Source organism: Streptomyces mobaraensis (assembly GCF_020099395.1).
Taxonomy (GTDB): domain Bacteria; phylum Actinomycetota; class Actinomycetes; order Streptomycetales; family Streptomycetaceae; genus Streptomyces.
This window is the reverse complement of the sequence record NZ_CP083590.1, coordinates 4,947,272-4,966,508: the sequence shown is the minus strand read 5'-3', so window position 1 is coordinate 4,966,508 and position 19,237 is coordinate 4,947,272. Positions and strand designations below refer to the sequence as shown.

Sequence of the window (19,237 nt, the reverse complement as noted above, 5' to 3'; positions counted from 1 at the left end):
TTCACCCCGTTCCGCTTCCTGCTCACTCCCTCACCCGTGACGCGAAGAGGTCTGATCCCGTGAAACTCGCAGTGGTCGGCGGAGGCTCGACCTACACCCCCGAACTCGTCGACGGCTTCGCCCGGTTGCGGGCGGCCCTGCCGGTCGACGAGCTCGTGCTGATCGATCCGGCGGCCGACCGCCTGGAGCCGGTCGGCGGCCTGGCCCGCCGGATCTTCGCCCGCCAGGGACATCCCGGCCGGGTGACCTGGACCACCGACCTGGACGCGGGCGTGGACGGCGCCGCGGCCGTCCTGCTGCAACTGCGCGTGGGCGGACAGGCGGCCAGGGCGCGGGACGAGACCTGGCCGCTGGAGTGCGGCTGCGTCGGCCAGGAGACTACCGGCGCCGGGGGCCTGGCCAAGGCGCTGCGGACGGTCCCGGTCGTGCTGGACATCGCCGAACGGGTCCGGCGGCGCAGCCCGGACGCCTGGATCGTGGACTTCACCAACCCCGTCGGCATCGTGACCCGGGCCCTGCTCACCGCCGGCCACCGGGCCGTGGGGCTGTGCAACGTGGCCATCGGCTTCCAGCGGAAGTTCGCGGCCCTGCTCGGCGTCACCCCCCAGGACGTCACCCTCGGCCACGTGGGCCTCAACCACCTCACCTGGGAGCGCGAGGTGCGCGTCGGGGGCGTGGACGTCCTGCCCAAGCTGCTCGCCGAGCACAGCGACGCCATCGCGGCGGACCTGCGCCTCCCACGCGAGCTGCCCGCCCGGCTGGGCGCCGTCCCCTCCTACTACCTGCGCTACTTCTACCGGCACGACGAGGTGGTGGAGGAGCTGCGCACCAAGCCGTCGCGCGCGGAGGAAGTGGCCGCGATGGAGCGCGAGTTGCTGGAGTTGTACCGGGACCCGGCGCTCGACGAGAAGCCGGCGCTGCTGGCGAAGCGCGGGGGCGCCTACTACTCGGAGGCGGCCGTCGCCCTCACCTCGGCGCTGCTCGGGGACACCGGGGAGGTGCAGGTGGTCAACACGCTGAACAACGGCACCCTGCCATTCCTGCCGGACGACGCGGTGATCGAGGTCCCGGCGGCGGTCGACGCGCGCGGCGCGCACCCGCTCCCCGTACGCCCCCTGGAACCCCTCTTCTCCGGCCTGGTCGCGGGTGTCACGGCGTACGAGCACCTGGCCCTGCGCGCGGCCCTGGAGGGCGGCCGGGACCGGGTGTTCCAGGCCCTGCTGGCCCACCCCCTGATCGGCCAGGACGCGACCGCGGACCGGTTGACGGACACCCTGATCGCACACAACCGCCCGCATTTGGCGTGGGCGTGACGGCGGGAGGGGGCGTGACGGCGGGAGGGGGCGCGGCCGCGCGACGGGGCTCCGGCATGGGTACGGGCGGGGGCCCAGCCGGGGCGGGCTCGGGCGCGGCCCCGTACGCACCCGCCCGTACGGATGGCACCGCACGCGGAGGCGCGGACGGAAGCACGGACGGAGGCGCACGCCCGGCCCCAGGCGCGCGCGGCGCCCCAGGCGCCGGCCTGCGCCCCCGTACGGCGCTGGCGGTGGACGCGGGCAACAGCAAGACGGATGTGGCGCTGGTGGACACCGCCGGCCGGATCCTGGGCACGGCCCGCGGCGGCGGTTTCCGGCCGCACGCCGACGGCGTGGAAGCGGCCGTGGGCGAACTCGCCCGCCTGGTGGCCGCGGCGGGGGCGGGGCCCGGCGCATCGCCCGTGGACCACGTCCAGGCGTGCCTCGCCAACGCGGACCTCCCGGTGGAGGAGGAACGGCTGGCGGCGGCGATCGAGCGGTACGGCTGGGGCCGGACGGTCACCGTCGTCAACGACACCTTCGCCCTGCTGCGGGCCGGGCTGCCGGACGGTTCCGCGCCCATGGGCGTGGCCGTGGTGTGCGGGGCGGGCATCAACTGCGCCGGTCTGACGCCCGACGGCCGTACCGCCCGGTTCCCGTCCCTCGGCCGGATCTCGGGCGACTGGGGCGGCGGGGGTCACCTCGCGGGCGAGGCCCTGTGGTGGGCCGCCCGCGCCGCGGACGGCCGGGGCGAGCCCAGCGCCCTCGCGACCGCCCTGCCCGCCCACTTCGGGCTGCCGGGCATGCCGGAGCTGATCGAGGCGCTGCACCTGGGCACCGTCGCGCGGGCGCGGACGCACGAGCTGGCCCCGGTCCTCTTCGCCGTCGCGGCGGCCGGCGACGCCGTCGCCCGGGCGATCGTCGCGCGGCAGGCCGAGGAGGTCGTGGTCATGGCCCGCACCGCGCTGACCAGGCTGGACCTGCTGGGCGAGCGGGTGCCCGTCGTCCTCGGCGGCAGCGTCCTCGCGGCCCGTCACCCTCTCCTCCACGACGACGTGCTCAAAGGGCTGGCCGCCTCCGCCCCCCGGGCCGAGCCGGTGACGGTCACGGCCCCGCCCGTCCTCGGTGCCGCCCTGCTCGCCCTGGACCTGCTGGGGGCGGAGCCGGACGGGTACGCGGCGCTGCGGGCCCGGTGGGCTTGACGCGGGAGGGCGGCGGAGGCCGGAAGTCCGACGGCCGAAGACCCGATCCGCACCGGCACCTCGCCCGCCCCGCCCGGAACCGCCCGGCACCCGCGTCGCGTGAACACCTGCGCGGAGACCGGTCGACCGCGCCCCGCCCGGATCGCGATCCGAACAAGATCGCGAAGTACGTGGTGTCTTTGTCAGTCCCTGCCGCCATACTTCTGGCCAGGTGCCCGTCCCGCCCCGCACCGGGTGGCGGCGGCGCACCGGCGACCAAGGGGGAGGTCTCGTGTCACAACCGCTGAGGACGGCCGCGCCACCGGGGCCGACGCCGGATCCGGGGCAAGGACCGGGGCCGGGGCCGGCCGGGGTCCCGGCCCGCGGCTCGGAGCGCGCCGCCTGGCGTGCGCGGTTCGCCAGGATGCGGACGGCCGCGACGCGCACGGAGCCGGGCAGGCTGCGGGTGATCGGCGCCGCGCTGGCCGCGCTGCTGATCGTCTTCGGTGCGGTCACCGCCTGGCAGGTGACGGACCGGTCCCGGGCGGCCGACGCCGTCGTGGAGCGCAGCGAGCCCCTGAGCGCCGCCGCGGCGGACATCTACGCCTCGCTGGCGGACGCGGACACCACCGCCGCCACCGGTTTCCTCGCGGGCTCCAAGGAGACCCGCGCGGTGCGGCAGCGGTACGAGAAGGACATCGCCACGGCGTCCGAGCTGCTGGTCAAGGCGGCGGCGAACACCGGTGGTTCGCCGGCCGAGCGCGAGCAGATAGCGACGCTGAACGAGCGGCTGCCCGTCTACACGGGCCTGGTCGAGCAGGCCCGTGCCGACAACCGGCAGGGCCTCCCGCTGGGCGGCGCCTACCTGCGCTACGCCAGCGACCGTATGCGCCAGGATCTGCTGCCCGCCGCCCGCCGGCTGTACGAGGCGGAGCGGGACCGGCTGGAGGCGGACTACGCGGACGCCGAGGGACTGCCCTGGGCGGCGATAGCCGTGGGCCTCCTCGCGCTCGGCGCGCTCGCCTGGTTCCAGCGCCGCGCGTACCTGCGGACCAACCGGGTGTTCGACCGCGGACTGCTGGCCGCGACGGCGAGCACGCTGGTGGTGCTGGTGTGGCTGGGGGTGGGCCAGGGCCTGGCCCGGGCGGAGCTGGAGGACTCGTACGACCACGGCGCCAAGTCCCTCCAGGTGATCGGCATGGCCCGGATCAGCGCGCTCCAGGCGCACGGCGCCGAGAGCCTGTCCCTGGTGGCACGCGGCGCCGTCCTCACCGACGACGGCAAGGACGCCTACGAGGAGGGCTACGGGCGGGACATGCGCGACCTCTTCGGCGGCACGGGCGGCACGCCGTCCCCCGGGAGCCTGCTGGGCAGGGCGGCGTCCCTCGCCGACGACGCGGACGGCCGCGCCCCGGTGACGGAGGCGATCGACGGGGTGCGCGACTGGAAGCGGCGGCACGACGCGGCCCGCGCGGCGGACGTCGCCGGCGACTACGACCGCGCGCTGCCGCAGGTGATCGGCGAACGGGACAGTACGGGCGAGTCGTTCGACCGCGTGGACACCGCGCTGCGGAAGGCGCTGGACCGCGAGAAGGACGACTTCCGGCAGGCCGCCGACGACGGGCGCGACGCGCTGACCGGCCTCGCCGTGGGCGCCGGTGTGCTGGCCGTGCTGGGCGCCGCCGCCGTGGTCCTGGGCATCGGCCGCAGGCTCTCGGAGTACCGATGAGCGGGCCGGCGCGGAAGAACGGCGTCGCACGGCGGCAGAACGGCATCGAGCAAAGGAACGGCATCGCGCGGACGGACGGGGGAGGGACCATGCGCGGAAACGGAAGAGCGGCCCCGGCGGCGGGAGCAGGGGCAGCGGCGGCAGCACGGCACCGGACCGCCCGGAAGGTGTTCGGTGCCACCGTCGCCATGCTCGTGACCTGCGCCCTGGCCGCGGTCACGGCCTTGCTCCTCCCCGGCGGCGCGCCGGGACGGAACGGCGGCCGGGGGACGACGGCGGCGGTACGTCCGGCCGCCGCCGCGGCGCCCGCCACCGACTGCACGGACCCGGAGGCCAGCCTGCGCCCGTCCACGTCCGACGGCCCGGCCGTGCGCCGGATCAAGGAGCGCGGCCGGCTGATCGCGGGCGTCGACCAGAACAGCTACCGCTGGGGCTACCGCGACCCGGCCACGGGCAGGCTGGACGGCTTCGACATCGCGTTGGTGCGGGCCATCGCCAAGGCCATCCTGGGCGATCCGGACAAAGTGACGTTCCTGGCCATCCCCACCAATCAGCGCATTCCCGCCCTCAAGTCGGGCAAGGTGGATATCGTCGCGCGTACGATGAGCATCAGCTGCGACAGGATCAAGGAAGTTGCCTTCTCCACGGCCTATTTCCAGGCCGGCCAGCAACTGCTGGTGCCCAAGGGATCGAAGGTCACCGGCCTCGACGACGCCTTGATGACCGGGCGGAAGATCTGCGCCGCCGCCGGCTCCACGGCCGAGGCCGAACTGACGAAGCGGGCGGCGTCGGCGAGCGTGACCACCGTTCCCAACCAACTCGACTGCCTGGTACGGCTCCAGCTCGGCCAGGTCGACGCCATCCTCACGGACAACGCGCTGGGCGCCGGACAGGCGGCGCAGGACCCGTCCGTGGTACTCGTCGGCAAACCGTTCACCACCGAGTACTACGGCGTGGCGATGAACCGCGGAGCGGAGGACCTGGTACGCCGGGTCAACGCGGTGCTGGACGACTACCGTGCCGGCGGCACGTCGAGTCCCTGGATGCAGGCGTACCGGCAGTGGCTGGCCCGCGCCGACCTCGGCATCACGGCGCCCCCGGAGCCCAAGTACCGGGACTGACGGGCGGAAACGCGGCCCCACCCCGGACCCCGGGCACCCGCGCACCCCGCGGGCGGCCCACCGGCACGCATCGGGCGGGCCCTGGCGAGGAAGGCGGGAAGAGAGCGAGGGGAAGGAAGGAGAAAGGCCCCGGGAACACGGGAACGTAGCGGGAGGCCGACCGGCGGACTCCCCGGAACAGCACCGGTACGAAGCGGCGCGGGCCGCGGACAGGAGAGGGGACCGATGGCGGTCGCGGGGCCCACCGGGCCGGTCTTGAGCCGCGAGGAGGTCGACCGCGCGCTGGCGCGGCTCGGCGCGGAGCACGAGGCCGTCGAGTCCTCCCTGCTCGCCCTGCAGGACCACGCCGGCCGCCGGCTGCTGGAGGGCGCCGACCTGTCCGGCGTCACCAGAGCCCGCTGGGCGGTCGCCGAGCAGCTCATCAACCGGCTCTGGACGTCCTTCGACGCCTACACCGACGCCCTCACCCGGGCCCGCGAGCTGCGCTCCCGCCGCCGCTGGCCGCACCAGAGCGAACTGTCGGAGCTGACCGACCTGCTGCGCGGCGCCCGCGTCACCCTGCCGGGCGGCGACCCGTCCGCCGGGCTGACGACGCTCGGCGGCGCGGCCAAGCTCAGCGAGCGGCTGACCCTCGAAGAGCTCGTCGACCGGATGAACGGCTGGTACGCGCAGGCCCTGGACGTGGTCGTGGTCGCCGACGCCGTCTGGTCCGCGCTCCCCGCCCGTATCGACCTGCTCGCCGCCGAGCTGGGCCGCACCCGCTCGCTGGCTCATTCCGTCGGCGTCCGCCCTGGCGAACACCCGTCCGGGGACGACCTGGAGGAGATCACCCGCGAGCTGTCCGCCCTGCGGGCCGAGGTGATATCCGACCCGCTGGCCTTCTGGACGGGCGCCTCCCCCAGCTCCGCGCCGGGCGGCGGCCGCACCGACACCACGCGCTACGACCGCGCCGCCCGCGCCCTGGAGGACGTCCGCCGGGAGATCGAGGCGGTACTGACGGTCCGGCAGGACGCCGAGCAGCGGCTGATGCGGGTGCGCGACGTCCTCTCCCGGGCGGACCGCACCCTGGAGGAGGCCCGGCAGGCCCGCGCGGAGGTGCTGTCCAAGATCGCGGCCTCGGAGGTCCCGGCCGTCTCCGGCCCGCCGACCGCCCTCTACGAGCAGTTGTCCGCCGCCGCCGAGCACCGCAGACGCGCCCGCTGGCACCGGCTCTCGCCGCTCCTGGAGAGCCTGGAGCAGCGTGCCGAGGAGGAGTTGCTGCGGGCCCGCGCCTCGCTGACCGCGGTCACCGCGCCCCTGGCCGTCCGGGCCGAACTGCGCGGCCGGCTGGACGCCTACCGGGCGAAGGCGGGCCGGCACGGCCTGGCGGAGGACCCGTTCCTCGGCGAGCGGTACGACGCCGCCCGCCGCATGCTCTGGAGCGCTCCCTGCGATCTGGTGGCCGCCGAACAGGCCGTCCTGCGCTACCAGCAGGCGGTCTCCGGGGCCCTGGCCCCGCCGGGCAACGGAAGCCCGGGCCACAGCGTCCATGACCACAGGGGGGAAAGATGAGCGGAGACAACGGCACCACGGCCTGCCAGCGGCCGGGCTGCGCGGGCGCCTACGAGGACGTCGGCGGCGGCGAGACCTACTGCGACACCTGCGGCCTCGCGCCGGTCGTCTCGGCCGCGGGGACGCTCTCCTCGCCGGCCACCGGGATCGTCGCCGGCGGAACGGGAGGGCGAGCCTCCGAAAGATCGCGGGGCTCCACGGGCTCCACTCATTCATCCCCTTCCTCCCGTTCTTCCCGCTCCGCCCCCTCCCGCCGCTCCGTGTCGGGCCGCCTGTCCCGCTCCACCCTCGGCAACGGGAGCACGCCCTCCCGTTCGGTGTCCGTCCGCAGTTCGCGCTCCGGAACCGCCGCCTCCGCCCGGAACAAGCTCGGCGCCGGCCTGGTCAGCATGCCGGGCGTGCCGCGCCCGGACCCCCGCGCCGCGGTCCTGGCCAACCCCGAGGTGCCCGAGCGCAAGCGGTTCTGCAGCAAGAGCGACTGCGGCGAGCCGGTGGGCCGCTCCCGCGGCGACCGCCCCGGCCGCACCGAGGGCTTCTGCACCAAGTGCGGCCACCCCTACTCGTTCGTCCCCAAGCTGCGCGCCGGCGACGTCGTACACGGGCAGTACGAGGTGGCGGGCTGCCTGGCCCACGGCGGCCTGGGCTGGATCTACCTGGCCATGGACCGCGCGGTCTCCGACCGCTGGGTCGTCCTCAAGGGCCTGCTGGACACCGGCGACGAGGACGCGCTCGCCGTCGCCCTCGCCGAGCGCCGCTTCCTGGCCGAGATCGAGCACGCCAACATCGTCCGCATCTACAACTTCGTCGAGCACCTCGACCAGCGGACCGGCAGCCTCGACGGCTACATCGTCATGGAGTACGTCGGCGGCAAGTCCCTCAAGGACATCGCCAACGAGCGCCGGCTGCCGGACGGCCGGCGCGACCCGCTGCCCGTGGAACAGGCGTGCGCCTACGGCATCGAGGCGCTGGAGGCGCTCGGCCATCTGCACAGCCGCAATCTGCTCTACTGCGACTTCAAGGTCGACAACGCGATACAGCAGCAGGATCAGCTCAAGCTGATCGACATGGGCGCGGTCCGGCGGATGGACGACGACGAGAGCGCCATCTACGGCACGGTCGGCTACCAGGCGCCCGAGGTCGCGGAGGTCGGCCCGTCCGTCGCCTCCGACCTGTACACGGTGGCCCGCACCCTCGCCGTCCTCACCTTCGACTTCCAGGGCTACACCAACGTCTTCGTCGACAGCCTGCCCGACCCGGACAACATCGAGGTCTTCAGCCGCTACGAGTCGTTCTACCGGCTGCTGGTCCGCGCCACGGACCCCGACCCGGCCCGCCGCTTCTCCTCGGCCGAGGAGATGGCCGACCAGCTCACGGGCGTCCTGCGGGAGGTGGTGTCGCTCCAGACGGGCACCCCGCGGCCCGCCCTGTCCACGCTGTTCGGGCCCGAGCCGCGCGTGGTGGACACCGTCCTCTTCGCGGACGAGGGCGGGGACCCGTCGGCGCTCGGCGCCCGCCCGTCCCGTTCCGTGCTGTCGCGGGCGCCCCGGCAGGCCCCGCCGCCCGTCGCCGCCGCGCCCCCGCCCGAGCCGCCCGCCCTGGCGCCGCTCGACGTGCCGGCCGCCGCGTTCGCCCTGCCCGTCCCGATGGCCGACCCGTCCGACCCCAACGCCGGCTTCCTCGCCGGTCTGCTCTCCGCGCGCCCGGCGGAGATGTACGCGGCCCTCCAGGCGGCCCCCGTCAACTCGCTGGAGCTGCGGCTGCGCCGCTTCCGTGCCCAACTGGAGCTCGGCGAGCTCATGCACGCCGGCAAGGCGATGGCCTCCCTGGAGGCCGAGTACCCCGACGACTGGCGGATCGTCTGGTACCGCGGCCTGCACGCCCTGGTGACCGGCGACAAGGAGACCGCCGCGCTCTCCTTCGACGCCGTCTACGACGCGTTCCCCGGCGAGCCGGCCCCCAAGCTGGCCCTCGGCGTCTGCGCGGAGGTCCTCGGCCAGCTCGACAACGCCGCCGAGTACTACCGTCTGGTGTGGAGCACCGACCCCGGCTTCGTCAGCGCCGCCTTCGGGCTGGCCCGGGTGCGGCTGGCGGCCGGGGACCGCACGGGCGCGGTCGAGGTGCTGGAGTCCGTGCCGGAGGCGTCCATCCACTTCACGGCCGCCCGGGTCGCGGCGGTCCGCGCCCGGCTGCGCCGCCGGTCGCCGCACGAGCACCTGCTCGACGACCTGACGGCCGCCGCCGGGCAGGTCGAGCGGCTCTCCGAGGTCGGCCTGGACCAGGAGCGCCGCGAGCGGCTGGCCACGGAGGTGCTGGGCACCGCCCTGGACTGGGTGCTGACCGGCCGCGCGGGCGCGCCGGTCGCGGACGGCCGGCGGACCGCCCTGCTCGGCGCCGGCACGGACGAACGGAGCCTGCGCTTCGGGCTGGAACGCTCGTACCGCGTGCTCGCACGCCTCGCCCGGGACGGCGGGGAAAGGATCGAACTGGTGGAACGGGCCAACCGCTTCCGCCCCAGGACATGGGTGTGATCGATGTCGCAACTGCCGCAATCCGCACAGCTGACGGCCTGTCCCGTCTGCCATGAGCCGCTGGACCCCGCCGACAACTTCTGCGGCGGCTGCGGCGCGGACCTCTCGGCGGCGGCCCCTGCGGCGGTCCCCCCCGGCGGTACGGCCGGGGACCCCCGGCGGACCGCCCGCTACCGCGAGCCGGACGGCCACCGTCCGGCCCCGCCCGGGACGCCGGCCGTCCCGGGCCAGGCCGGACTCCCGTCGGCCGGCGCGTCCGGCACACCTGGCACACCCGGCACTTCCGGCACATCCCACGCTTCCGGCGCGACAGACCCGACAGGCGCGACAGGCCGCCGGCGCGTCTGCGGGGCCTGCCGGTCCGGCATGATCGACGACGACGGGTACTGCGAGCACTGCGGGCATGCACAGCCGCGCGAACGGGATCACATGGAGCACGAGACGCCGGGCGTCGCCGCGGTCAGCGACCGCGGCCTGCGCCACCACCGCAACGAGGACGCCTTCGCGGTGTCCACCACGACCCAGCCCGACGGCGGCACGGCCGTGCTCGCCGTCGTCTGCGACGGCGTGTCGTCCGCCGCCCGGTCCGACGAGGCGTCGACCGCCGCGAGCGCCGGCGCCCTGGCCTCCCTGGAGGACGCCCTCGCGGCCGGCACCCCGCCGCGGGAGGCCACCCACCGGGCGATCCTGGACGCCGCGCGGGCGGTCGACGCCCTGGCCGCGTCCGGCCACCGGGCCCGCGAGCACCGCCACCACCAGCAGGAGAACGCCCCCGCCTGCACTATCGTCAGCGCCGTCGTCACCGGCGAACTGCTGACCGTCGGCTGGGTCGGCGACAGCCGCGCCTACTGGGTCCCCGACGACCGCACCACCGAGCCGGCCCGGCTCACCGAGGACGACTCCTGGGCCGCCCAGATGGTGGCGGCCGGCCTGCTGTCGGAGGCGGAGGCGTACGCGGACGAGCGCGCCCACGCCATCACCGGCTGGCTGGGCGCGGACGCCTACGAAGTGGAGCCGCACACCGCGGCGTTCCAGCCGGACCGCCCCGGCGTCGTCATCGTCTGCACCGACGGCCTGTGGAACTACGCCGAGACCGCCGAGCGGATGGCCGCCGTCGTCCCCTCCGACGCCCGCGAGCGGCCCCTGGAGACCGCGCGCAGGCTGGTCGGTTACGCCCTTGACGGCGGGGGGCACGACAACGTAACCGTTGCGGTACTGCCGTTCCCCGCCCGCTCCGCGGAGCCGGGGGCGGCCTGACGCCCGAGCGTCAACGGGGGGATCCGCACGCCGGTGCCGGGGGAGGCGCCGCGCGTGTCCGTCCGTCCGTCGGTCGCCATGTGACCAGGTGAGTGCGAAGGAGCGGATCGGATGTCGAACTTGTCCAAGCCGGACGTGCCGCGTTTCTCGGTCGACGTGTACCAGAACGAGTTCCTGCCCGAGGGCGGGCGCGAGGTGAACGCGATCGTCACCGTGACGTCCACCGGAGGGGGCACGTCCGCCGGCGCGTCGGCCGCGTCGGCGCCGGACACCGCCGTGGTGATCATGGTGGACTGCTCCGGCTCGATGGACTACCCGCCGGCCAAGATGCGCAACGCCCGGCAGGCCACGGCCGCGGCGATAGACGTACTGCGCGAGGGCGTCTCCTTCGCGGTGGTGGCCGGCACCCACCAGGCCAAGGAGGTCTACCCCGGGCTCGGCCGGCTGGCGGTCGCCGACGCCACCACCCGCGCCCAGGCGAAGGAGGCGCTGCGCAAGCTCACCCCCGGCGGCGGCACGGCCATCGGCACCTGGCTGCGGCTCGCCGACCGGCTGCTGGCCTCGTCCGACGCCTCCATACGCCACGGCGTCCTGCTCACCGACGGCCGCAACGAGCACGAGGAGCCGGACGCCCTCCGGGCCTCCCTGGACGCCTGTGCCGGACGGTTCACCTGTGACGCGCGGGGCGTGGGAACGGACTGGGAGGTCAAGGAGGTCACCGGCATAGCCTCCGCCCTGCTGGGCAGCGCCGACATCGTCGCCGACCCGTCGGGCCTGGCCGCCGACTTCACCGGGATGATGGAGAACGTCATGGGCAAGGAGCTCGCCGACGTCTCCCTCCGGCTGTGGACCCCGCAGGGCTCCGAGGTGCAGTTCGTCAAGCAAGTGGCGCCCACGGTCCGCGACCTGACGGATCGTCGGACCGAGGCCGGCCCTCGCGCGGGCGACTACCCCACCGGCTCCTGGGGCGACGAGTCCCGCGACTACCACGTGTGCGTCCGGGTCCCCGACGCCGGTGTGGGCCGGGAGATGCTGGCCGCCCGGGCGTCCCTGGTGCGGCCGACGCGCGACGGCTCGGCGGAGGTCCTCGCCCAGGGCCTGGTCCGGGCGGTGTGGACGGACGACCTCGCCGCCTCGACCACGATCAACCCGCAGGTCGCGCACTACACCGGTCAGGCGGAGCTGGCGCAGGCCATCCAACAGGGCCTGGAACTGCGCAAGTCCGGCGACCTGGACGGCGCCACGGCCAAGCTCGGCCGGGCCGTGCAGCTCGCCAGCCGCTCCGGCAACGAGGACACCGCGAAACTGCTGGCCAAGGTGGTGGACGTGGTGGACGCCGTGAACGGTACTGTGCGGCTGAAGGCCAAGGTCTCGGCCGAGGCGGAGAAGACATTGGAGACACGCTCGACCAAAACGGTCCGCGTGAAGAAGTAGCACGCCGGCCGGGCGAACACCGCAAGGTCATGGGAACACCGGAAACGGCGCAAGAGGGGGAACGACCGACATGCCGACCTGCCCGAACGGTCACCAGTCGGTGGCCGACGACTGGTGCGAGGTGTGCGGCCACCGGATGACCGGGGTCTCCGCGCCCACGGGTGCCGTCCCTCCGCCACCACCGCCCACAGCACCCCCTTCCTACACGGGAGGCACGGCCGAGGCCACCATGCAGGCGGAGCTGTGCCCGCAGTGCCGCACTCCGCGCGAGGCCCAGGCACCGTTCTGCGAGGAGTGCGCGTACAACTTCCTGACCGGGACCGCCTCGCCGTACGTGACCCCGCCGCAGCCGCACGGGTTCCAGTCGGCTCCTCCCCCGCCACCGCAGCCCACCCCGCCGCACACCTTCGACTACCACGGCTCCCGCCCGTCGCGGATCAACCGCGCCGCGGAACCGCTGACCCCGCAGCACACGTCGCCGGGGCCGGCCGGTGACGACGACTGGATGCTGCCCCCGCCGGCCCCCGCGCCCGACAACCCGTACGCGTACGAACCGCCGGCGCCGCCGGCCGGCTGGGTCGCGGTGATAGCTCCCGACCGCGAGTACTTCCGGTCGATGATGAACCGCAGCGGCCCCGAGGCGGCCGGCCTCAACCTGCCCGCCTACTCACCCGAGCAGCAGTGCCGCCTCACCGGCCCCCAGATCACCATCGGCCGCCGCCGGCACAGCACGGGAGAATCCCCCGACATCGACCTCTCCCGCCCCCCGGAGGACCCGGGCGTCTCCCACCAGCACGCCGTGCTGGTGGAACAGCCGGACGGCGGCTGGGCCGTGGTCGACCAGGACTCCACCAACGGCACGACGATCAACGGCTCCGAGGAACCGATCCAGCCGTACGTGCCGGTCCCCCTCCACGACGGCGACCGGGTCCACGTCGGCGCCTGGACGACGATCACCGTCCGCCGGGGCTGAGACGTCCGCTTCCGGCCGGGGAGTCCTACGACGGGAGTCCTCGGCCGGGCCGTCTGCGACCATGGAGGGGTGAAAGAGATTCCGCGCGGCACGCTTCAGGAGCAGACCTTCTACGAGCAGGTCGGCGGCGAGGAGACCTTCCGGCGCCTGGCCCACCGCTTCTACGAGGGAGTGGCCGAGGACCCCCTGCTCCGGCCCATGTACCCCGAAGGCGACCTCGGTCCCGCCGAGGAGCGCATGGCCCTCTTCCTCATGCAGTACTGGGGCGGCCCCCGCACCTACAGCGAAAACCGCGGCCACCCCCGCCTCCGCATGCGCCACGCCCCCTTCACGGTGGACCGGGCCGCCCACGACGCCTGGCTGCGCCACATGCGGGACGCGGTGGACAGCCTGGACCTCTCGCAGGCGCACAGGGACGAGATGTGGCGCTACCTGACGTACGCGGCGGCCTCAATGATCAACACCCCCGACTAAGCCCGTCCGGCGCTTGAGGACAGCGCGCGGAGCGCGCTTCGGGGGTGCGGGGGCCGGCCCCCGCAGGAAACGGTGAAAGGGCGGGACTGGGGCACCCTCCCGAACCCGTCACGCAGGCGTGACGGTCAACCCCCCGAGACCGCCCGTCCGCACAGCGACCGACCCATACGGCGTCCGCAACCGCAACCATCCGCCGGCGGCGAAGAGCGTCAACGGCTCGACCGCGGCGCCACCACCTGTCCCGGCGGGCACCCGCACAGGCCGCAGAAACCCAAGAGCCTGAGCCGCGTGCACCACCCGCAACGGCACCCCCGTCTCCCCGAGCGTCCGCGACCAGATCTCCCGCCCGATGCGATCCCGCTCGGCCCGGTTCCGCCGCTGCGCGGGCAGCGCCTCGTCGCGGGCCCGGAACTCGCCGACGGCCGCCGCGACGGTGCCGCGCACCTCCTCGACGGAAGGCAGGCCGGGGACCCGGCGCCAGCCGCCGCGCGGCGGCAGCACACCGGCCCACGGCGGCCCGGTGACGGTCTCGGGAACGGAGACCTCAAGCCCGTCCCCGACCGGGGAACCGGCATCGATCTCATCGGCCAGCCGCCCGGCCGACACGGTCACATCTAGGGCGCCCTCGTCGCCCAGCCGAGCCGTTCGGATGGCGAGCACCTCGAACGACGGCGGGCGCCCGAAGACACCGAGCACCCCGCCGGCCGCCTGCAGCCGCACCGCGGCCGCCCGGTCGTAGTGGATCAGCCGGGCCAGGAAGGCGGCCAGGTCGGCGGCCTCCCGGGCGTCGGCGAACCGCAGCCGCGGCCCCCGCGAGGGGGCCGGAGGCGGAACCGGGGACGCCGTCATACGGCGACGGCCCCCTCGACGGCGTCGGCCGGGTCGGCGGCCGGCTCGTCGTCCCGGAACCCCGCCAGCAGCTCCCGCTCCTCCTCGGAGATCCGCCGCGGCCGCCCGGTCTCCCGGTCGATCGGCACGACGACCGTGGACGCCCGGGCGTACACCCGCTCCTCGTCCTTGATCTCGTAGGAGATGGTCAGCGAGGCGCGGGAGACGTGCGTCACCCAGCTCTCGATGACCACCGGCTCGGGCCGGTGGACGAGCGGCCGCAGGTAGTCGATCTCGTGCCGGGCCACGACGGACCCGTCGGAGAACGAGTGGTTCCCCTTGCCGAACTCCGAGCTGAAGAGGAAGTCGATCCGGGCCTCCTCCAGGTAGCGGAGGAAGACCGCGTTGTTGACATGGCCGAAGGCGTCCATGTCCGACCAACGCAGCGGGCAGGCGTAAATATGGCGCGCCATATCAGCCCCGGGTGAGCTTCTTGTAGGAGGCACGGTGCGGACGCGCGGCGTCCGGGCCGAGCCGCTCGATCTTGTTCTTCTCGTAGGACTCGAAGTTGCCCTCGAACCAGAACCACTTGGAGTCGCCCTCGTACGCCAGGATGTGGGTGGCGACGCGGTCGAGGAACCAGCGGTCGTGGGAGACGACCACGGCCGCGCCGGGGAAGTCCAGCAGCGCGTTCTCGAGCGAGGACAGCGTCTCGACGTCGAGGTCGTTGGTCGGCTCGTCGAGGAGCAGCAGGTTGCCGCCCTGCTTGAGGGTGAGCGCCAGGTTGAGGCGGTTGCGCTCACCGCCGGAGAGCACACCGGCCGGCTTCTGCTGGTCCGGGCCCTTGAAGCCGAACGCGGAGACGTAGGCGCGGGACGGCATCTCGACCTGGCCGACGTTGATGTAGTCCAGCTCGTCGGAGACGACGGCCCACAGCGTCTTCTTGGGGTCGATGTTGGCGCGGCTCTGGTCGACGTAGGAGATCTTGACGGTCTCGCCGACCTTGATGGTGCCGGAGTCCGGCTTCTCCAGGCCCTGGATCATCTTGAACAGGGTCGTCTTGCCGGCGCCGTTCGGGCCGATGACGCCGACGATGCCGTTGCGCGGCAGCGTGAAGGACAGGTCGTCGATGAGGACCTTGTCGCCGAACGCCTTGGAGAGGTTGCTGACCTCGACGACGACGGAGCCCAGACGCGGGCCCGGCGGGATCTGGATCTCCTCGAAGTCCAGCTTCCGCATCTTGTCGGCCTCGGCGGCCATCTCTTCGTAGCGGGCCAGACGCGCCTTGGACTTGGCCTGGCGGCCCTTGGCGTTGGAGCGGACCCACTCCAGCTCTTCCTTGAGCCGCTTCTGACGCTTGGCGTCCTTCTGGCCCTCGACCTTCAGACGGGCGGCCTTGTTCTCCAGGTAGGTGGAGTAGTTGCCCTCGTAGGGGTGGGCGCGGCCGCGGTCGAGCTCCAGGATCCACTCGGCGACGTTGTCGAGGAAGTACCGGTCGTGGGTGATCGCCACAACGGTGCCCGCGTACTTGGCGAGGTGCTGCTCCAGCCAGTTCACCGACTCGGCGTCGAGGTGGTTGGTGGGCTCGTCGAGGAGCAGCAGGTCGGGGGCCTCCAGCAGCAGCTTGCAGAGGGCGACGCGGCGCTTCTCACCACCGGAGAGGTTGGTGACCGGCCAGTCGCCGGGGGGGCAGCCCAGGGCGTCCATGGCCTGCTCCAGCTGGGCGTCCAGGTCCCAGGCGTTGGCGTGGTCCAGCTCCTCCTGGAGCTTACCCATCTCCTCCAGCAGCGCGTCGGAGTAGTCGGTGGCCATCAGCTCGGCGATCTCGTTGAACCGGTCGAGCTTGCCCTTGGTCTCGGCGACGCCGTCCTGGACGTTCTCGAGCACCGTCTTGGACTCGTCGAGCTCCGGCTCCTGCATGAGGATGCCGACGCTGTAGCCGGGCGACAGGAAGGCATCCCCGTTGGAGGGCTGCTCCAGGCCGGCCATGATCTTCAGCACGGTGGACTTACCGGCGCCGTTCGGGCCGACCACACCGATCTTCGCGCCGGGCAGGAAGCTCAGCGTCACGTCATCGAGGATGACCTTGTCGCCGTGCGCCTTGCGCGTCTTGCGCATGGTGTAGATGTACTCAGCCAAGAGAAACCGTCCGGCATTCGAGAAGGGCCAATGTGCGGCTCCGCCGCGTGAGGGCAGACACACCCATCTTGCCGTACCGGCGGCCCGGGGCGAAAACGCGATTCGGCACGGCCGGGGCGGTGCGCCGGCCGCCCACGCCGGGAGGCGCGGCCGGTACCCGTCGGCCACCGTCCCGGCGCCCACCCCCGTGCCCGTCCCGGCGCCCGTCCCCGCGCCCCGCCCGGCGTCACTCGCCCGCGGCCTCCGCGGCGGCGTTCCTGCGGCGCCGCAGGAGGAACACCGTCACCCCGCCGACCGCCACCAGGGCCGCCCCGACGCCCACGGCCGTCGGCGTGGAGCCGCTGCCGCCGGTGTCCGCGAGGTCACGGTCCGCGGCGGCGGCCCCTCCGGAGCCACCGGACCCGCCGCGGCCCGCGCCGCCGCTCCCGGAGCCGCCGCTTCCGGCGCTGCCGCCCGACGTGCCCGGCGTGCCGGACGGAGAGGGCGGCGGGCCGGCGGCCGTCGCGTCCTTCGTCCCCAGGCCGTCCCGGCCGGCGGTGTCACCGGTCCGGCAGTCGAGCACCCCCGAGACGGTCGTGGAGGATCCGTCGGGCCCGTCGACGCTGATCCGGTACGCCTGGTCCTCGGCGACCTTGACCAGGACCGTCTCGGTCGTGTTCGGCTTCACCGTGTGCGGCGCGCCGGCTATCCGGAAGGCGTAGGGCGCGTCGCCCCGGTTGGTGACGGTGATGTCGACGCCGCCCTTGGCGCAGTTCTTCCGGGCGGACACCGCGGGGGCGGCACCCTTGTCCGCCCACGCGGCGACGGCGCCGGCGGTGGCGGTGCTCCGGCTGGAACCGGCCAGGATCATCGTCTGCGTGCGGATCCGGTCGCCGGTGAACACCCGGCCGACCGGCACCTGGGTGTTGGCGGTGGCCGTGACCCCGGCCAGCCCGGGCCGGGCGCCGGCGGGCACCCCGAAGTAAAGCTGTCCGCCGTTGACCAGGGTGGTGACGGGTTTGCCCGCCTTGTCCACGATGCGTATGTTCTGGGCGATCGCCTCCGCGGTGGGCGTGAGAGTGACGCTGTCCGCGGTGGTCCGTACCGTGACCGGGCCGATCCGCCCGCCGGACCGGCCGGACACCGCGAGCTGATCCAGGGAGAGGGACGCCTTCGGCTCCGCCAGGTCCTCGGCGTTCTTGTAGAGGTAGTCGGCGAGCTTCGCGGCCGCGGGGTTGTCGGCCGCGACGTCGGTGCCACCCGAGTAGCGCCAGATGGCGACCTGGGTGCCGGCCGCGGCGAGGCCGGGGTCGAGGGTGCCGGTCCCGGCCTTCTCGGCGAGCGCGGCGAGGTCGTCGACCTGGGGGTAGGAGTTCTGCAGGATCCACCGGATCCGGCCCGCGTTCCGGTTGCGCTGCAGCGAGGACTCGCTCCAGCTCACCTCCCGGTACTTGGCCCCGTTGACGGTCGCCGTCTCGGCGTCGACGCAGTAGGTCTGCACCGTTCCGCCGCCGTCGACCTTCATCTCGTACAGCCCGGCCGTGACGGGGGTCGACGTGCCGCCCTTCTTGACGTGCGCTCCGGACCTGGCGGGCATCTCGCCGCCCAGCACCGCGCTGACGCCCCCCGAGTGCTGCGGCGCCTCCGCCGCCTCCGCCGGCTCGGCCGCGGACGCCGCTCCTGCCGCCGACACCGCACCGGTCAGGGCCAGGGCCCAGGCCAGGACGGCCGCGGCGGAGCGCGCGGGCCACCGCCTCGTTTCAGAGCTCATGGACTTCCTTTCGGGCGCGCGCGAGCCGTCGCAGGGCCTCACGCGACACGCCGGGCAATTCAAAAGCGGCAGCCCCCGTTGGTACGTGTGGGGGATCCTATGAAGCGCCCGTGACACGAACGCCGCACTCGCCTGCCGGGCGGACGATCCGAATCGGAATCGTTATCGGAACCAGGTGTTCAGCCCGGGTTTATCGACAAATCCCCGAGCCGGACGCCGCACTTCACGGCACGCTCGGCACCAACGAGCCGCCGAGCCTTCCCCTGCCCTCACGATCCGACGCCACGTCAGGTGGCCCGACGGCAGATGCCCCGACGGCACGCGACTCGACGGAAGAAGGGTTGCCGCCAGAAGGCCCGCCCACAAGTGACCCGGCGGCCTTCGCGATCCCGGCCGGCACCGCTTCCGTCCCGCCCACGACCGCGCTCATCCGCGCCGCCTCCCCATCCGTGACCGCCTTCCCCATGACGCCCGCCAGGCGCACCGGTTCGACCGGCAGCGGCCGCGCCGGCGACACCCTGCGGAACGCCGAGGTCCCGCGGGCGAGATCGTGCCCGATCGCCACCGCGTCGATGTCCGCGGACGTCCACCGCTTCCCGTCCCGCTCCTGGGTATTGATGCGCAACTTCCCCTGCACGACGACGGGTTCGCCGATCGTCACCGAGGCGACCACGTTGCTCGCCAGCGTGCGCCACGCCCACACCGAGTAGAAGCTCGTGTAGGCGTCGGCCCACTCCTCCCGCCCCCGGTCCCAGCGGCGCACCGTCGCGGCGAGCCGGAAGCGGGCGAGGGCCGCGCCGTTCGCGGCCTCCCGGAAGTCGGGCTGGGTCACCACATTGCCCACGACCGTCACCAGTGTCTCGTTCATCGCGCTGCCTCCCCCGTTTCACGACGTCCGGGAGCCCGCGCGCGGCGCGGCACACCCCCGGCACGGGCGGTGCAGCCGCCCGTGACCTCATCGTGCACGCGACGGGCAA

At 74.0% G+C, this 19,237-nt stretch carries 15 protein-coding genes; 10 read left to right on the top strand and 5 right to left on the bottom strand.

The annotated features are described in order from the left end of the window. Positions 1-59: 59 nt before the first annotated feature. The 10 genes from K7I03_RS21700 to K7I03_RS21655 all read left to right on the top strand — a co-directional run bounded on the left by K7I03_RS21700 (position 60) and on the right by K7I03_RS21655 (position 13,543). Positions 60-1,313 (top strand): 6-phospho-beta-glucosidase, encoded by a 1,254-nt coding sequence (locus K7I03_RS21700; protein ID WP_185944928.1) that lies wholly within the window; start codon positions 60-62, stop codon positions 1,311-1,313. Between the two features lie 233 nt (positions 1,314-1,546). Beyond that, positions 1,547-2,497, top strand: coding sequence for an N-acetylglucosamine kinase (locus K7I03_RS21695; RefSeq protein WP_398857676.1), 951 nt, complete (start codon positions 1,547-1,549; stop codon positions 2,495-2,497). Positions 2,498-2,900: 403 nt separating this feature from the next. After that, entirely contained in the window at positions 2,901-4,205 is a 1,305-nt protein-coding gene (locus K7I03_RS21690; protein WP_185944927.1) for a hypothetical protein, read from the top strand. A gap of 89 nt (positions 4,206-4,294) precedes the next feature. Then, positions 4,295-5,326 carry a glutamate ABC transporter substrate-binding protein gene (locus K7I03_RS21685; RefSeq protein WP_242879897.1) on the top strand — a complete coding sequence of 344 codons (1,032 nt, stop codon included), beginning with the start codon at positions 4,295-4,297 and terminating at the stop codon, positions 5,324-5,326. A 225-nt stretch (positions 5,327-5,551) separates the two neighbouring features. Continuing rightward, entirely contained in the window at positions 5,552-6,877 is a 1,326-nt protein-coding gene (locus tag K7I03_RS21680) for a hypothetical protein (RefSeq protein WP_185944926.1), read from the top strand. Then, positions 6,874-9,405 (top strand): serine/threonine-protein kinase, encoded by a 2,532-nt coding sequence (locus tag K7I03_RS21675; RefSeq protein WP_185944925.1) that lies wholly within the window; start codon positions 6,874-6,876, stop codon positions 9,403-9,405. The genes K7I03_RS21680 and K7I03_RS21675 overlap by 4 nt, the downstream gene beginning before the upstream one ends. Positions 9,406-9,408: 3 nt before the next feature. Continuing rightward, positions 9,409-10,662 carry a protein phosphatase 2C domain-containing protein gene (locus tag K7I03_RS21670; protein WP_185944924.1) on the top strand — a complete coding sequence of 418 codons (1,254 nt, stop codon included), beginning with the start codon at positions 9,409-9,411 and terminating at the stop codon, positions 10,660-10,662. 111 nt (positions 10,663-10,773) lie between these two features. Continuing rightward, positions 10,774-12,096 carry a VWA domain-containing protein gene (locus K7I03_RS21665; protein ID WP_185944923.1) on the top strand — a complete coding sequence of 441 codons (1,323 nt, stop codon included), beginning with the start codon at positions 10,774-10,776 and terminating at the stop codon, positions 12,094-12,096. A gap of 70 nt (positions 12,097-12,166) precedes the next feature. Beyond that, on the top strand, positions 12,167-13,069 hold the full coding sequence (locus tag K7I03_RS21660) for an FHA domain-containing protein (RefSeq protein ID WP_185944922.1): 903 nt from the start codon (positions 12,167-12,169) through the stop codon (positions 13,067-13,069). Positions 13,070-13,138: 69 nt separating this feature from the next. After that, positions 13,139-13,543 (top strand): globin, encoded by a 405-nt coding sequence (locus K7I03_RS21655; RefSeq protein WP_185944921.1) that lies wholly within the window; start codon positions 13,139-13,141, stop codon positions 13,541-13,543. A gap of 108 nt (positions 13,544-13,651) precedes the next feature. Here the strand turns inward: K7I03_RS21655 and K7I03_RS21650 are convergent, their stop codons facing one another. The 5 genes from K7I03_RS21650 to K7I03_RS21630 all read right to left on the bottom strand — a co-directional run bounded on the left by K7I03_RS21650 (position 13,652) and on the right by K7I03_RS21630 (position 19,128). After that, positions 13,652-14,392, bottom strand: coding sequence for a serine/threonine-protein kinase (locus K7I03_RS21650; RefSeq protein WP_185944920.1), 741 nt, complete (start codon positions 14,390-14,392; stop codon positions 13,652-13,654). After that, positions 14,389-14,844 (bottom strand): acyl-CoA thioesterase, encoded by a 456-nt coding sequence (locus K7I03_RS21645; protein WP_185944919.1) that lies wholly within the window; start codon positions 14,842-14,844, stop codon positions 14,389-14,391. Before K7I03_RS21645 ends, K7I03_RS21650 begins: the two co-directional genes overlap by 4 nt. 1 nt (position 14,845) lies before the next feature. Then, on the bottom strand, positions 14,846-16,510 hold the full coding sequence (gene ettA, locus K7I03_RS21640; protein ID WP_185944918.1) for an energy-dependent translational throttle protein EttA: 1,665 nt from the start codon (positions 16,508-16,510) through the stop codon (positions 14,846-14,848). A gap of 226 nt (positions 16,511-16,736) precedes the next feature. Beyond that, positions 16,737-18,260 carry a thioester domain-containing protein gene (locus K7I03_RS21635; RefSeq protein WP_185944917.1) on the bottom strand — a complete coding sequence of 508 codons (1,524 nt, stop codon included), beginning with the start codon at positions 18,258-18,260 and terminating at the stop codon, positions 16,737-16,739. Positions 18,261-18,483: 223 nt separating this feature from the next. After that, a complete protein-coding gene (locus K7I03_RS21630; RefSeq protein WP_185944916.1) occupies positions 18,484-19,128 on the bottom strand; it encodes a single-stranded DNA-binding protein in 645 nt (214 codons plus the stop codon). Positions 19,129-19,237: the final 109 nt, after the last annotated feature.